Genomic DNA, 16,409 nt, shown 5'->3' with positions numbered 1-16,409 from the left:
CTATATATTTTCTAAGATTTTTTTCAAGACAATTTGCGCCGAATACACTCTGTTGAGCGATTGTTGAATGACAATAGAATTTTCACTATCCAACACCGCATCTTCTACCACAACATTTCTTCTCACAGGTAAACAATGCATAAATTTTGCTTCTTTTAGTTTCGCTTCCGTAAGCATCCAATTAGGATTTTTATGCAACACTTTTCCATACGATTCGTAACTGCTCCAGTTTTTTACGTACACAAAATCGGCATCTTTCAAAGCCTCTTCTTGCTTGTAATGAATCGGAACATTTTTAGTAATTTTCGAATTGAGTTCATAGCCTTTTGGATGCGTAATGCTAAAATCAATATCTAGCTGTTGCATCATTTTCACAAACGAATTTGCGACAGCTTGCGGCAACGCTTTTGGATGTGGCGCCCATGATAAAACTACTTTTGGCTTTTGTTTCGTTTTTAACTCTTCAATCGTAATTGCATCAGCCAACGCTTGCAACGGATGCATGGTCGCGCTTTCCATATTGACAATTGGAACAGTTGCATATTTTACAAAACTGTTCAAAATCCATTCAGAACTATCTTTTTCTTTATCTTCTAAACTCGGAAATGCTCTGATAGCAATAATATCAGCATATTGCGAAATAACTTGTGCGGCTTCTTTCACATGTTCAGATGAATTCAAATTCATGATTGTACCTTCTTCAAATTCTAAATTCCAAGCATTGTTTATGTTTAAAATCATGACGTTCATTCCTAAATTTTTCGCCGCTTTTTCAGTACTCAATCGCGTTCGCAAACTTGCATTAAAGAATAACATTACCAATGTTTTATGTGTTCCTAAGTCTTCATATGCAAAAGGATTTTCTTTTAACTGAATTGCTTCCTGAATCGTCTTGGGAATATGTGCTAAATCGTAAATAGTAGTATATTTTTTCATGCTAATACCTTTTTTAGAGCTTCAAAAAATGTATGTATATGTTGTTTCGTAATTGTCAATGGCGGAAGTATTCTTAAAACATTCGGATTGGCGGCACTTCCGGTAAATATGTGATGTTTATAAATCAGCTTTTTACGCAATTCTGCCACTGGAAAGTCAAATTCCAATCCCAGCATCAATCCTCTCCCTTTTGTGTTTTTAATTAGGGGAATTTTTTTCGCTTCCGCTAGAAAGTACTTGGAAATTTCAGTAGCGTTTTGCATCAATTTTTCTTCCTCTATTACATTTAATACAGCTAAAGAGGCGCTACATGCCAAGTGATTTCCGCCAAAAGTTGTTCCTAACAAACCGTAAGAAGCTTTGATTTTTGGATGAATTAAAATTCCGCCAATTGGAAAGCCATTTCCCATGCCTTTTGCCATAGAAATAATATCTGGTGTAATAAGATGTTTTTGAAACGAAAAGAAATCGCCAGTTCGTCCAAAACCAGCTTGTACTTCATCCGCAATTAATAACGTGTTGTATTTTTTACAGAGAATTTCCAATCCTTGATAAAATGCTGTAGTACTTTCGTCCAAGCCGCCAACACCTTGAATACATTCTATAATTACGGCGCAGGTTTTATTTTCTTTTAGCACATTTTCAACAGCTTTCAAAGCTCCTAAGTTTACAAAAGTTACTTTTTGCTGTGCGTTTAAAGGCGCTACAATTTTTGCATTATCGGTTGCGGCAACTGCGGCTGAAGTTCGTCCGTGAAACGAATTTTCAAAAGCTAATATATTTGTTTTACGTGTGTAAAATGATGCTAGTTTTAATGCGTTTTCATTCGCTTCTGCACCAGAATTGCATAGAAATAATTCATATCCTTTACAGTTTGATATACTTGTTAGTTGCTGTGCTAATTTTTCTTGTAACGGATTTTGAACAGAATTGCTATAAAACCCTATTTTTTGCAGTTGATTTGAAATCGCAGCTACATATGTTGGATGTGAATGTCCGATAGAAATTACAGCATGTCCACCGTACAAATCAAGGTATTTTGTGTTATTTTCATCGTACACAAATACATCTTTTGCAGCTACGGGAACTATATTGAATAATGGATATACATTAAATAGACTCATAATTATTTGTGTTTAAAAAAAGTTGGCTTTTAGCTGTAATCCTTCCGTTTCTTCAAAGTCAAACATTAAATTCATATTCTGAACTGCTTGACCAGAAGCACCTTTTAAAAGATTGTCAATACTACTTGTGATTAATAATTTATTTTCGTGTTTGTGAAGATGTACCAAGCATTTATTTGTGTTTACAACTTGTTTTAAATGCACTTGATTGTCACTTAAAAAAGTAAAAGCGGCATCTTTGTAAAAGCTTTTGTATAGTATTTCAGCTTCTTCAACATCACCTTTAAATTTTGTGTACGCTGTTGCGAAAATACCTCTGCTAAAGTTTCCTCTAGTTGGTATGAAATTAATTTCAGCATCAAAATCATTTTGCAATAGTTGCACGGTTTGATGGATTTCTCCTAAATGTTGATGCGTGAACGGTTTGTAGTATGAAAAATTATTATCTCTCCACGCAAAATGTGTCGTTTTTGACAATGAAGTTCCAGCACCTGTTGCGCCTGTTACCGCATTGATATGTACATCGTTTTGTAACAATCCGTGATGTGCTAATGGTAATAATGCCAATTGAATTGCGGTAGCAAAACAACCTGGATTGGCTATAAAATGTGCTTTTTTGATGACTTCTTTTTGTAATTCTGGCAATCCGTATACAAAAGAAGAATCTCCAAATTTTTGATCATCGTTCAATCTAAAATCAGTACTTAAATCAATAATTTTTGTATTTTTTAAAAAGGTGTTTTTTGCTAGAAATGCTTTCGAATTTCCATGTCCCAAACATAAAAACACAACATCTACATCAGTTTGTATTGCATTTGAAAAAGACTGATCAATAGTTCCGACCAAATCTTGATGTACATCACTAATGTTGTTGCCAGCATTTGAAGTACTGTATACAAAATTGATGTTCACTTTTGTATGATGTACGAGCAATCTAATCAGTTCTCCTGCCGTGTAACCTGCGCCACCGATAATTCCGACTTGTATCATTTTGCTGAGTTTACTTGTTGATATATTTTGTTTTGATTCCCAATAATTTTGATGAACCCTTTCGCTTCATCAGCTGTCCAACCAGAGTTCATTTCGCCATAACTACCAAATTCTGCGTTCATCAAATCGTGTTTTGACTGGATTCCATCTAAAGTAAAATGGTACGGTTTTAACGTAATAAAAACATCACCAGAAACTTTTGCTTGACTGCTCTCTAAATAGCTTTCAATGTCACGCATTACAGGATCTAAGTATTGTCCTTCATGCAGATGCATTCCGTAAAAATTAGCTAAGTATTCTTTGTGTTGCAATTGCCATTTGGTAAGTGTATGTTTTTCTAATAAATGATGCGCTTTGATACAAATAATTGCAGCGGCGGCTTCAAATCCGACTCTTCCTTTTATACCAACAATTGTATCTCCGACATGAATATCTCTTCCAATAGCAAAATTTGAAGCCAATGTATTCAATATTTCTATGTTGATTTCTGGGTTATTTTGTTCACCATTTACAGCGACTAATTCTCCCTTTGAAAAAGTGAGTTGTAGTTTTTCAGCTTCTTGCTTTTGTAACTGTGAAGGATATGCTTTTTCGGGTAATGCTTTGTGAGAAGTTAACGTTTCTTCACCGCCAACACTTGTTCCCCAAAGTCCTTTGTTAATGGAGTATTTTGCTTTCTCCCAAGATAAATCGACACCATTATCTTTTAAATAACTGATTTCTGCTTCACGTGTTAGTTTCTGATCTCTAATTGGTGTAATGATTTCAATTTCAGGAGCCAACGTTTGAAAAATCATATCAAAACGCACTTGATCATTTCCAGCGCCCGTACTTCCGTGCGCAATGTATGAAGCATTGATACTTTTTGCATATTCAATAATTTCGATAGCTTGCACAATACGTTCAGCACTTACAGACAATGGATAGGTGTTATTTTTTAATACGTTTCCAAAAATTAAATATTTGACTACTTTTTGATAGAAAGTTGTAATCGCATTGATGTTTTTATAGGTTGAAATGCCCATTTTATAAGCATTTTCTTCAATTGTGTTTATTTCTTTTTGCGTAAATCCGCCTGTGTTGACACTTACAGCATGTACTTCAAAATGCTGCTCTTTCGTTAAATGAATGGCGCAATACGACGTATCTAAACCGCCACTATACGCAAGTACTAATTTTTTTGGAGTTTTCATTTTTTATCTTTTTTTAGAAACAAGGTTTGTTTGATACTTTTCAATCTGTTAAAAACTGTTTCTTTTACTTTCGTTTTTTGAGTTAAATCGCTTGAATTTGGATCGTACAACATGCCTGTACACAAGCACATTTTTTGTTCTGTACGTTTTAGTACATCAAAATTTTTACACGTTTGGCAACCATTCCAGAAAGATTGGTCTTCGGTCAATTCAGAAAATGTTACAGGTTTGTAACCTAACTCATTGTTGAGTTTCATGACAGCTAATCCTGTGGTAATACTGAATATTTTTGCATTGGGAAATTTGGTTCTGGAGTGTTCAAAAACTTTTTTCTTGATTTGTTTTGCTATGCCTTTTCCTCTGTAATTTGGATGAACTATTAATCCTGAGTTTGCGACAAATTTCCCATGACTCCAAGCTTCTATATAGCAAAAGCCAACAAATTCATCACCATCTAAAGCAATGACCGCATTTCCTTGTTCCATTTTTGAAATAATGTATTCGGGCTTTCGTTTGGCTATTCCTGTTCCTCTTAATTGAGCGGCTTGTAAAATAGTTTCGCAAATAACTTCAGCGTGCACGCTATGTGAATTGTTAGCAATGACAATTTCCATTGTGTTAAATTAAAATGATTAAAATTTTGTTTGATGTATGTTGAAAAGAAGAACCGGACGCGCCAAAGTTCCCAAATAGAAATGACCCTTACGGGCGGCGTGGAAAAAAGCGGCGTGCAGGAATGCTGTTATTTTGAGAAATAACTACATTTTGAAAAGATGATATGTGTATTAAATAATGCAAGAAATAGAAAAATAAAATTATTGAATAGAGTGTACTGCTAGATTGTAGAATTAGCGGCGTCGGTTGCGCAAGCGCAAACTGGGTTTTCTATTGTATATTTTATTTTGAGTATTCATTGGTACAAACCTACAAATTATAGCTTTATGTTATACATTGAATGGTGCTTTTTACAGAAATTTTGTGAATATCTTAAAAAACATACCTGTTTTATAACGTATTATGAAAATCGGACATGATTTGTGATTATAAATTTCCTAATTAAGAATGTAAAATCATTTCTGTTTTATATTACTTACAATTTATAAATACCGAGAACCTTTCATTTTATTAAAAAATTGAAACCTTTATATTTATGGTATAACTAAAATTTTATATCATGAAAAAAAAGAATCTAAGATCATTAAATTTAAACAAGAAGATGGTTTCTAACTTTAACGAATCTACAGTAAAAGGCGGAACTTTTTTAAGTATCTCATGTCAACCAGTTGGAATTTGCGCTGAGACACAAGGCTGTCCATCAGATGGATGTACTAACGGATGTCCAACAAATAACATTGGTTGCAATCAAACAAACGTAGGATGTAACCCTTCAAATGGATGTCCTACAATCTCATGCCAGCCAGTTGGAATTTGTAGATAATGAGTCGTTCTAAATAGATTGACAATTTTAAAACAACTTACATTGAACCAGTGAAGTAAACTTCGCTGGTTTTTTTATGCTGTATAAAATCCTACTATTTTTAGTAGAAGTAAGTGTAAAAAACACGAAACCTTAAAAATATATACCAAACATATAATAATTCCCATTTGTTGAAATTAACATGAAAAATGCATTAGCGTTAATTCACTATTTGTTTTTTAAGTACATTTGTTCAAAATATTGCTGTTTTCAATAGACATGAAGCGATTCATACCAATGGCTTGACTTTTAATACTATTGAAGACTTTATAAACACAAGTCAAATTTATTTCATCAAATAGTAATGGAGCAGCAAAAGAAAACAAAAAAATCTTTGTTTTGGAAAATCGTAAAAAGAACAATTTTAGTAATTCTTATACTTTTTGTTTCGCTCATATTATGTATCAGAAGCCAGTGGGGACAAGATATTATTGTAACGGAAATCACTGATTATATATCAAACAAAACCAACACGAAAGTAGAAATTAAAAAATTCTATGTTACTTTCTCTGGCAATTTACTACTTGAAGGTCTTTATTTAGAAGATAAAAAAGGTGATACGTTGGTATATTCTGAAAATATAGAAGCTTCAATAGCCTTAATGCCGCTTATCAGAGGAAATGCATTTCATCTAAAGTGGTTAGAATCAGAAGGACTCAAAGCGAATATTTCTAGAAAAGATAGTATTTCAAAATTTAATTATGATTTTTTGCTGGATGCTTTCGCCACCCAAGATACAACTACACAAACTACAGAAGAAGCACTAAAAATAAAGCTAGGCGCACTCAATTTTAAGGATATAGACGTAACCTACAATGATGCTGTTTTAGGAATTGAGAGTGCTATGAAGTTAAATACACTCAATCTTGAAGCAAAGGATGTTGATATTGTAAAAATGCGTTTTGACGTAAAGAATGCAATCGTAGCTGATGGAACAATAAAATACAATCAAACAAAGGCATTTCCTGTTGTAGCTGCAGAAGAAGCAACCAAACTACCTTTTATTTCGATTCAAAATCTTGACGTAAAGAAAACGGAGATTGCGTATACTTCTGCTCCAGAATATCTTGAGTTGGATTTGACAATTGACGAATTACGCACACAAGTGCCTACATTAGATTTAGAAAAACAAATTATTGGCGTTGGTGATTTAAATTTAAAAAATTCGATTATAAAATTTCAGCAACTAGCACCAACTGTCGGTTCAACAAACTTTGAATGGCCAGAATGGACGATAACTGCTGATAAAGTTGAGCTCGTCAATAATGAAATTTCGGCGAAGACAGGAAGAACGATTTTGGTTAGAAATGTTTTCAATGCAGAAAATATTCAGTTTAAGAATGTAGACTTAAAAGCCAATTCTGTTGCATACAAGCCAGGAAATGCAAGTGCTTCTGTGGAAAACTTGTCATTTATAGATCGAAGTGGTTTTCAAATAAAAAACCTAGCAACGCAATTGCAATTAGACAATACGTCCACAACTCTCAAAAATCTTTCTGTACGTACAAATAATAGTAGTATCAATGGTGCACTTACTGTTGATTACACTTCTATCAATGATTTAATTCAAAATCCTAATTTAAGCAGGATTTCCCTAACGCTTCCAAGTTTAAATATCAATCCGAAAGATGCTTATTTCTTCTCTCCAGAATTAAAAAATAACACCTACATAACGGCATTTTCAAAGAAGCAATTGACAGGTTCGTTACAACTAAATGGTACATTAAACGACTTAAACATTCCAAATACGGACTTAACTTGGGGAGAAAACACAAAAATTAATCTTCAAGGAAGTATTAAAAATGCACTTGATATTGATAATTTAACGGTCGATTTTAAAAATTTCAACCTTGTATCAAACAAAAAAGATGCTTTTAATTTTATCGATCCAGCTTTGGTAACAGTTCAAGTTCCTGAAAAATTTCAACTAAAAGGAACACTAAATGGTGGTTTGACAAATTTGAAAACGAATGCTACATTAAAAACTTCTGATGGAAATATTGTACTAAAAGGAAATTTTAAAAACAATAAAAAAATTGCTTTCAACGGAACTTTTAATGTTGACAATTTAGCACTTGGCAAAATTCTTAGCAATGAAAAATTGGGCGTATATTCATTTACAACCACAGTAAATGGCGAAGGAAATAGTCTTAATACGTTAGATGCAACCTTGGCAACAGATTTTAAAAAACTATCGTACAATGGGTATGATTTTTCGGAATTAAATCTTGATGGGAAAATTACAAATGGAAACGGAAATCTGAACCTACAATTCAAAGATAAAAATTTAGATTTTGAAATGGTGAATACTGTTGAATTAGATACAGTTGCTTCCAAAATTCATACAGTATTAGATGTAAAAGGTGTCAATTTTCAAACACTTAAACTTGCCGAAGAAGATGTACGCGCAAAGTTGAAACTTGAAGCAGATATTGTGGGTAATTCTACTGAAAACTTAAGGTTTAACGGAACAATTACTGATGCACTTTCTGTTCGAAATAACAGACCTTACTTGCTAGGAAAGATCATGTTTAACGGGAAACTTACAGATAAAACAACTGCTTTTGATATTGATAGCAATCCTATAAAAGCATCGTTGGTTTCGAACACAGGTATTCTAAATCTAATTGATGAATTGCAACAACAATTTGATAATTATTTTAAGGAAAATATAACGGCTTCGGAAAGTGTAACTGTATCAAATACAACCATGAAATTTGATGCTACAGTTAAGCAAGCACCAATTTTGAAAGACTTATTTTTACCGAAGTTAGAATCACTAAATCCGATCGAAATTACAGTTGATTTTAGCGCTGAAAACAATTCACTCACAGCTATAGCAAAAGCGCCACAAATAACTTATAATGGAAATACACTTGATAGTTTAGATTTTTCATTAAATGCCGAAAAACAAGCGTTGGATTTTGATTTTGAGCTTGGAACACTTAAAACGGGAGCACTTGAAATTCAGAAAATACGCTTGGATGGAAACTTGAAAGATAAAATATTATACACAAATTTCATTGCGAAAGATTCGAGTGAAACACTGATTCAAATTGCTTCTGAAATTACTAGAGAAAAGGACAGTACAAACTTTCACATCAATCCAGAAGGGTTAATTTTGAACAAACAAAACTGGGTGATTCTTCCAAATAATAAAATAACATTTGCTTTCGATTATTTAGGTTTTAACGATTTTGAACTAAGCCAAGGCGAACAACAAATTACTGTCAGTAGTACATTGCCAAGAGAAACACTTCCACACATAGGTTTTAACTTTAAAAACTTCAAATTAAGCACAATTACAAGCATATTCAATCAAGAAAAATTACTAGCTTCTGGAAAGTTAAATGGTGAATTCATAGCTGAAAATCCGTTTGGAGATCTCGGAATTCTTGCCAAAGCCAACATTACAAATTTAGAAGTATTGGAAGTGCCACTTGGAACGTTAAACCTTGATGCAAAATCGTTAAATAGGTCTAAATATGATTTAAATTTAGATGTTACAGGAAAAAACTTGAACCTATCAATTATTGGTGATTATACCGCAAACGAAAATGGTGCGCCGCTTAATTTTGATATCGATTTAAAAAATTTAGAACTAAAAGCGATTGAGGAGTTTTCATCAAAATATATATCAAAAACTGCTGGAAATATCTCAGGAGACTTCAAATTATCGGGTACGACAAATGTGCCAACACTTTTAGGCGCTTTAAAATTTAACAATGCAACTTTAACGGTTAATGCGTTTAATGCCGCTTTTACACTTCCGAAAGAATCTATAAAAATAGATGAGGCAGGTATTTATTTTGATAAATTTACGATGTTAGATACGAATCAAAATCCATTTGTATTGGACGGAGATATTTCTACAAAAACATTGACAAACCCATCATTTGCACTTACGCTAAAAGCAAAAAATATTGAAGTGCTAAACTCTACAGAAGAAGCAAACGATTTATTTTACGGGAAAGTGAATTTGGATGCAGATGTTTCAGTAGATGGAACGTTGCAACACCCAAAAGTAAGAGGAAGTTTAATGATAAATGAAACATCAGACTTTACGTATGTAATTCCTGAAGATGAAGTGAATTTGGTTGAAAAAGAAGGTATTGTCATTTTTGTAAACAAGAAAAATCCGGATGACATCTTAACAAATCAAAGAGATGTTTCATCAAAAGCAATTTTAAGAGGATATGACATTGATGCAAAATTGAGCATTTCAAACAAAGCAGTTTTCAATATTATTGTTGATGAACGCACGGGCGATAATTTAAAAGTATCTGGTACGGGCGATTTTAACTTTGGTATTTCCGAAAATGGCGATATGTCACTTTCTGGAAAATATGAAGTAACGAGCGGACATTACGAAGTAAGTCTGTACAATTTGGTAAGACGACACTTTGATATTGCTCCAGGTAGTAGTATAGTTTGGCGCGGAAATCCGTTAGAAGCTGATATGGATATACGAGCTATTTATAAAGTAGAAACTGCTGCGTCTGGCTTGATGGCTAGCCAACTTACGGGCGAAAGTGCGAGTGTGACGAGTAAATACCGTCAAAAACTTCCGTTTCTTGTCTATCTCAACTTAGAAGGACAATTGTTAAAACCCGAAATTTCCTTTAATCTTGATATTCCAAGAGACAATCAAGGAGAACTCGGTGGCGCTGTGTATGCGCAAGTACAGCAACTAAATACACGAGAAGATGAACTAAACAAACAAGTATTTTCGTTGTTAGTATTGAACCAATTTTTTCCTTCTGCTACCAATGATGGTAGTTCTGGAGGTTCATTATCTATTGCAAGAGACAATGCCAATAATGTACTTTCAAACCAATTGAATAACTTTTCAAACAAACTATTTGGTAAATCAGGAATTGAAGTTGATTTTGGTTTAAGTAGCTATACCGATTATCAAGGAAATTCAGCAACCGATAGAACGCAATTGGATATTAGTGCTCGAAAACGTTTGCTTAATGATCGATTGATTGTAGAAGTTGGAAGTGGCGTAGACATTCAAGAAAATTCTCAAAATGCAGGACAAACCACGCCGTTAGTTGGAACTGTAAATATTCAATATCTTTTTGATGATAATGGCCGCTGGCGATTGAAAGCGTATCGTAGAAATGACTTTGAAAATGTGATTGATGGACAAGTGATTCTCACAGGAATTTCATTAATCTTCAATCAAGAATTTAATAAATTTGAAGAACTTTTTGCGAAAGCAGTAAAAGAAGAAGTGGCAAAAACAAAAGAAGACGAAAAGACTAAAAAAGATAAACCTAAAGAATGAAACTGAACTATTTTTTGCTGTTATTTTTTGCTGTAATACTCTATTCTTGTAGCGTAAAACGTTTTATTCCAGAAAATAAAACGTTATATGAAGGTGCAACTTTTAAAATTAATTCTGAAGAAGACGTAGCGGATGATGATACTATTAAGAATGAGCTTCAAGCTGTTTTGAGACCGCAACCCAATTCCTCAAGATTAGGATTGTTAGCACATTATAAAGTGGAAACAGGAAAACCAGGGTTTATATATCGTTTCATTGATAAAAGGCTAGGGGAAGAGCCTGTATATCAGTCTGATGTAGATGTGGAGAACACAGAGGATCTTATTCTAAATCGGCTTGAAAATTTAGGTTTTTTCTACAGCACTGTAACTTCTGAAATTAAAAAAGATGAGAAAACAAGTGAAGTTATTTATACCATAAAACTCGCAAAGCCATATACAATGGCAACGTATCAATTGGAAACTGATTCGCTTTCTATTCATAAAGAAATACAAAAAACGTTAAACCAATCGTTCATTAAAAAAGGAGAACGTTACAATCTTGCAAGACTCAAAGTAGAGCGTGAACGTATTGATTCTGACTTAAAATCAAAAGGATATTATAATTTTAATGCTGATTTTTTAATTTTTGAAATAGACACAAATCAATATAAAAACAAACGTTTTGATTTGTTTTTACGTTTAAAGAAAAATACACCTAAAAAAGCATTGTTGGCGTACAAATTGAAAACGGTGAACATATATCCAAATACTTCGGTAAATAACGATTACAAACATTCGGACACAACTACACTTAGAGGAGTAAACTTTATTCAAGATACACTATTTTTTAAACCAAAACGATTGCGTCCATTTGTATTGTTTGAAGAAGGGCAATTCTATGATCCAAAGAAATTTAAATCCACAAGCAGACGTTTGTCTTCCATTAGTACGTACAAGTTTGTGAATGTTCAGTTTGAAGAAGAACCAATTACAGAAAATGACAGTATTGGATACTTAAACACAAGTGTGTATTTATCACCTCTAAAAAAACGCGCATTAAGTGCCGAATTACAAGCAAATGCGAAATCTAGTGGTTTTACAGGACCAACTTTAGCGCTGAGTTACACCAACAGAAACCTTTTTAAAGGTGGAGAAGTTATAAAAATTACTGGAAAATTTGGTTATGAAGCGCAATTGAGAGGAAAAGCAAACAATACAACAGGATTGAATAGTACACAACTTGGTTTAACGGCTGACATTCTTTTTCCAAGATTGATATTTCCTATGGATGTGTCAGCACAATTCAAATACAATATTCCTAAAACGAGAATAAGTGCAGGTATTGAATATTTAAGCAGAAGCAAATTGTACAGTTTGAGCAGTTTTAACACGAGTTTTGGATATCAATGGAATGCTAATAGATATGTGTATCACGCGATTAATCCGATTAGTACAAATTATATTAGATTATCAAATAGTACAGAAGCGTTTGATGCTATTTTAGATGATAATCCATTTTTAAAAAATAGTTTTGAGCAACAATTAATTTCTGGATTAACCTATAATTTTACGTATAATGAACTAGGTGATGTTAAAAAAATAAATCCTTTTTTCTTTAGAACAAACATTGATATTGCAGGAAACTCATTGAGTTTGTTAGGTACAAGAGATGATACTACCGGCAAGAAAACCATCTTAGGTGTAGAGTTTGCTCAATATGCGAAAATTGACATGGATGCACGCTTTTACTTAAAACTTGGAAATGAACAAACATTAATTACCAGACTTTACGGTGGTTTAGGATATGCGTATGGAAATTCAGATGTACTTCCTTTTTCTAGACAATTTTTCTCTGGTGGACCGTATAGTCTTCGTGCGTTTAGAACACGTTCGGTAGGTCCAGGGACGTATGTGCCTGAAAATTCGGGTATTAATTCATTTTTTGACCGATCGGGCGATATAAAACTTGAAGCAAATGTAGAATATCGTTTTCCTTTATATTCTTACTTTAAAGGAGCACTTTTTGCAGATGCTGGAAATGTTTGGTTGCGCAATGAAAATACAGAGTTGCCAGGTGGAAAATTTACCAAAAACTTTATCAATGAACTTGCTATTGGAGCTGGTGTAGGTTTGCGTGTAGATATTCAAAGTTTTGTGCTCAGATTGGATTGGGCAGCACCAATACATACGCCTGTGCTCAATGAAACTAGCAAGTATACGTTTGATGCTGGTAATGGAATTTTCAATTTCGCAATTGGCTATCCGTTTTAATTGCTAACGTATACGTATGGTTTCAAACTTATTTTTGATATTATTGTTGTGGTTTTAATTTCACTTTCTTTTTGTATTGTCGTGGAGAACAACCATATTCTCTTCTGAAAATTTTACAAAAGTAACTTCTACTTGTAAAACCAACAGAATAGACAATTTCAGAAATATTTAAATCACTTGTCATGATTAATTTTTGCGCTTGTATGAGTCTTATATGCCGTATATAATCTGAAACGGTTCTTTTGTGAATTGACTTAAAACCTTCTTGTAATTTTGCAGGTGATAATCGTGTGATGCCACAAAGCATGTCTATTGAATATGCTTCTTGTGGATTTTCTTTTATCAGCTCAATAACAGATAGAATACTTTTTAATTCTCTACTATTAAGCGCTGAAGTGTTTTCTGTTTTGATCGATTCTTGATATAATTGATCAATATGATTTGCTAAAATAAAGTGACTCAATCCCTGAAAACGCATAGATTCTGTCATGTAATCTTCTTCGTTTGTTTCTAATAAAGATTTTACAAATTCACTAATTTTTAAACTGTAAGAACCAAAGTATATTTGTTTTTCTTTTAAGTTTAAAACGTCTAATAAGTTGATCAATTGTGTTTTAGCTAAGTAGTTTGCATTATCTCTTTTTTTAAAGTATACTGATTTGTCTAAACAAATAACATTTACAATGGTATTAATTTTAGGTCTTATCTGAATTGTGCTTTGGGTAAGTTCATTATTTTCTGTGACTGCTGTTTGCAATTCCTCAATTTTTTTGATCACAGAGGAATCTTTGAAAGCGTGCGAGCAATGACCTTCTAAACAAAAGATAAAATGAATTGCTTCCGAAGCTGGGTTTCCCAACGAAAATGCTAAATTAGCAGTTAGGTTTACCTCTAAATTCATTGTTTCTAAAACATCATCAATGACCAAATGTCTAATACGACCTGTACCATTGGCATTGTCGAATTGAAGTGTGTTGATACCATTTACAACTTCCAGTGTTCCACCTAAGTACGAATGCAACTCTTCGAGATTTAAGAATGATATTTTTTGTGTTGTTTTGACTGACATTTTATGGGATATTCTAAGTGTTAATGATCTCGTTTAGAATAGTATAAAAGTAACTGGATGACTTAGAAGGTCTTGCCGTTTTCACGATTAAGTGTATCGCATATGGGTATTTGATACAATTAAATTGAATGCGTCAGTATTTAAACGTTTAAAGGCAAAAATTAGCGGATATATTTAAGAAATTTGTAGAAAAAGTAAAGATATGTGCTATAAAATATCAAATACAGCTAGTAAAGAAGAAATTGAAAGTATATTTAATGCCACATTTAGGTTTCCGAAGCTTCATACGAAAATGCCGGTTATAGATGGTTTAGCAGAGTCGTCAGTTTCTATAATCAAAATGTCTAAAAAGGAAGAGGTTACATTGGCAATTTGGGGATTATTACCAAGAACATTCCAAGAGGATTGGCAATATTTTCAGAACGTACAAAATACATTAAATGTAGATTTAAAAGGAATTGGCGAAGATCCAAAATATCAAAATGCGCTTCAAGAAAGACGCTGTTTGATTATCGCTACAGGATTTTTCACCTATTATTTGCACGAAGGAAATTTATATCCATATTATGTGCATTTGCCATCCAACAAACCATTTGCCATTGCAGGTGTTTATAATGAATTGGACGACGGATTTGTAACCTGTTCTATTATGGTGTCAAAGGCAAATGATTTTATTCAAGAAATACACAATTCTGATACGTTTATGCCAGTTGTTTTGGATAAATTCAATCAAAATATGTGGTTAAGCGCTCATACAAGTGAAAAATTGATTAAAACCATTATTGAAACAACTTCTGAATTACCTTTTCAAGCACATACGATAGCCAAGGAATTCCATAATTTAGGTGTAGATTTTGATGCTGTTTTACAACCTGTTAGTTACAGAAATGTTCCGAAGGCTAAATAATACCTTTTATATTATTTCTATAATTTTTTGGTAAAACCCCGTAACGCTCAAAGAATATTTTACTAAAATAGCTTCTACTTTTGAACCCTATATTGTATACGATTTCGGAAATGGTAAGGTCTGAATTTTTTAATTGATCTCTCGCTATTTCTAATTTTAAGTCTCTAATGTATTCATTAACTGTTTTTGAATATAAAACTTTAAATCCAAGTTGTAATTTTTTAGAACTCAATCCCGCTATTTTCGAAAGTGATTCTACCGACATATGTTCGGATACATTATTTGTTATGTATGCAGAAAGTTCATGTATTTTTTTAATATGCTCATGCGATAAAGAATCGGGAAGTGTATTTCTTTTCTGTGAATTTTGATGTTCTAACATTTGCATTGCCATGATAAGGTTTAGTTGCCCTTCAATGGATAATGTTCGTATAATACCTGAGTCGTGTGCGTTGTCTAATTCCTTTATTTCATCAGCAATTTTAAGATTGTAATTACCTAAATGATGATATGAAACATTTTGATTTTGACTTTCAAAAACCGTGCGTAACACTTTGTCTAAATAGCTTAAGTTGTTATTTTTCTTTTTCTGATAATCTTCTGTTTCTAATTGAATAATATTTACTTTAACCTGTGTTGCTTCAGGAAAGACAAATACTTTTTTGGAAGGTATTTTGTTTGAAATGATAATATTCTGATAGCGATCAAAGTTTAAAAATGTTGCTGCTTCTTTTTCTTTAAATTTTAAATTACCTTCAGAAATAAATATAAATTCAACTAACTTTCGTTTATTATTTTCAAAAGTAATTTTAGAGACTTCAACAAAATTGACATTAAAATCAATCAAGGATAATCCCCAATCAAAGTCAATACCTCTAACAACACCTTTACCAAGTTTGTTGTCAAAAGTAAGCGTATATTCGCCCCAAGATTCTATAAGAGTGCCTCCTAAGTTTTCTTGTAGCTGAAATAACGCATCTTTAGTGCTTGTATTTTTTACATGTATCTTGTGCATCCGTTATTTTCCTTTTCTGTGGAACTTTTAGTATGCAAAGATTAAACAAGAACTAAATTTTTATTAACACAAATGCCACGATAAATAACACTTTACGGAACAAATAATAACACTATTGCGCAGTTTTGAATAAATTGTAGGAAGTAAATTGTT

11 protein-coding genes are annotated in these 16,409 nt (G+C 32.7%); 4 read left to right on the top strand and 7 right to left on the bottom strand.

The window, feature by feature from the left end; translation table 11 throughout:
• From ACQ654_RS05725 to ACQ654_RS05705, 5 genes are read right to left on the bottom strand one after another with little or no spacing between them, the layout of a single operon-like run.
• The gene (locus ACQ654_RS05725; RefSeq protein WP_430409367.1) at positions 1-936 is read right to left on the bottom strand and encodes an acetylornithine carbamoyltransferase; all 936 of its coding nucleotides are present in this window, start codon (positions 934-936) and stop codon (positions 1-3) included.
• Entirely contained in the window at positions 933-2,060 is a 1,128-nt protein-coding gene (locus tag ACQ654_RS05720; protein ID WP_430409366.1) for an aspartate aminotransferase family protein, read from the bottom strand. The genes ACQ654_RS05725 and ACQ654_RS05720 overlap by 4 nt, the downstream gene beginning before the upstream one ends.
• Positions 2,061-2,072: 12 nt before the next feature.
• A complete protein-coding gene (gene argC / locus ACQ654_RS05715; protein WP_430409365.1) occupies positions 2,073-3,050 on the bottom strand; it encodes an N-acetyl-gamma-glutamyl-phosphate reductase in 978 nt (325 codons plus the stop codon).
• Positions 3,047-4,243: an argininosuccinate synthase gene (locus tag ACQ654_RS05710; protein WP_430409364.1), complete on the bottom strand. Its 1,197-nt coding sequence runs from the start codon at positions 4,241-4,243 to the stop codon at positions 3,047-3,049. The genes argC and ACQ654_RS05710 overlap by 4 nt, the downstream gene beginning before the upstream one ends.
• Entirely contained in the window at positions 4,240-4,857 is a 618-nt protein-coding gene (locus ACQ654_RS05705; protein WP_430409363.1) for a GNAT family N-acetyltransferase, read from the bottom strand. Before ACQ654_RS05705 ends, ACQ654_RS05710 begins: the two co-directional genes overlap by 4 nt.
• Before the next feature lie 560 nt (positions 4,858-5,417).
• On the opposite strand from ACQ654_RS05705, the gene ACQ654_RS05700 reads away from it, so the two are divergent.
• The 3 genes from ACQ654_RS05700 to ACQ654_RS05690 all read left to right on the top strand — a co-directional run bounded on the left by ACQ654_RS05700 (position 5,418) and on the right by ACQ654_RS05690 (position 13,265).
• On the top strand, positions 5,418-5,681 hold the full coding sequence (locus tag ACQ654_RS05700; RefSeq protein ID WP_430409362.1) for a hypothetical protein: 264 nt from the start codon (positions 5,418-5,420) through the stop codon (positions 5,679-5,681).
• Between the two features lie 373 nt (positions 5,682-6,054).
• Positions 6,055-11,013: a translocation/assembly module TamB domain-containing protein gene (locus tag ACQ654_RS05695; RefSeq protein WP_430409361.1), complete on the top strand. Its 4,959-nt coding sequence runs from the start codon at positions 6,055-6,057 to the stop codon at positions 11,011-11,013.
• A complete protein-coding gene (locus ACQ654_RS05690; protein WP_430409360.1) occupies positions 11,010-13,265 on the top strand; it encodes a BamA/TamA family outer membrane protein in 2,256 nt (751 codons plus the stop codon). Before ACQ654_RS05695 ends, ACQ654_RS05690 begins: the two co-directional genes overlap by 4 nt.
• Positions 13,266-13,305: 40 nt before the next feature.
• Here the strand turns inward: ACQ654_RS05690 and ACQ654_RS05685 are convergent, their stop codons facing one another.
• Complete coding sequence (locus ACQ654_RS05685; protein ID WP_430409359.1) at positions 13,306-14,334, bottom strand: helix-turn-helix domain-containing protein; 1,029 nt, start codon at positions 14,332-14,334, stop codon at positions 13,306-13,308.
• A gap of 202 nt (positions 14,335-14,536) precedes the next feature.
• Between ACQ654_RS05685 and ACQ654_RS05680 the strand changes: the two genes are divergently transcribed.
• The gene (locus tag ACQ654_RS05680) at positions 14,537-15,241 is read left to right on the top strand and encodes an SOS response-associated peptidase (RefSeq protein WP_430409358.1); all 705 of its coding nucleotides are present in this window, start codon (positions 14,537-14,539) and stop codon (positions 15,239-15,241) included.
• On the opposite strand, the gene ACQ654_RS05675 is transcribed toward ACQ654_RS05680, so the two are convergent.
• Positions 15,234-16,256, bottom strand: a complete 1,023-nt coding sequence (locus tag ACQ654_RS05675) for a helix-turn-helix domain-containing protein (RefSeq protein ID WP_430409357.1) — start codon at positions 16,254-16,256, stop codon at positions 15,234-15,236. The two genes, ACQ654_RS05680 and ACQ654_RS05675, sit on opposite strands and share 8 nt — an antisense overlap.
• Positions 16,257-16,409: the final 153 nt, after the last annotated feature.

It is taken from the genome of Kordia sp. (genome assembly GCF_965283645.1).
Classification (GTDB): Bacteria; Bacteroidota; Bacteroidia; order Flavobacteriales; family Flavobacteriaceae; genus Kordia.
The sequence above is the reverse complement of the archived record's forward strand: the minus strand, read 5'-3'. Positions and strand labels throughout refer to the sequence as shown.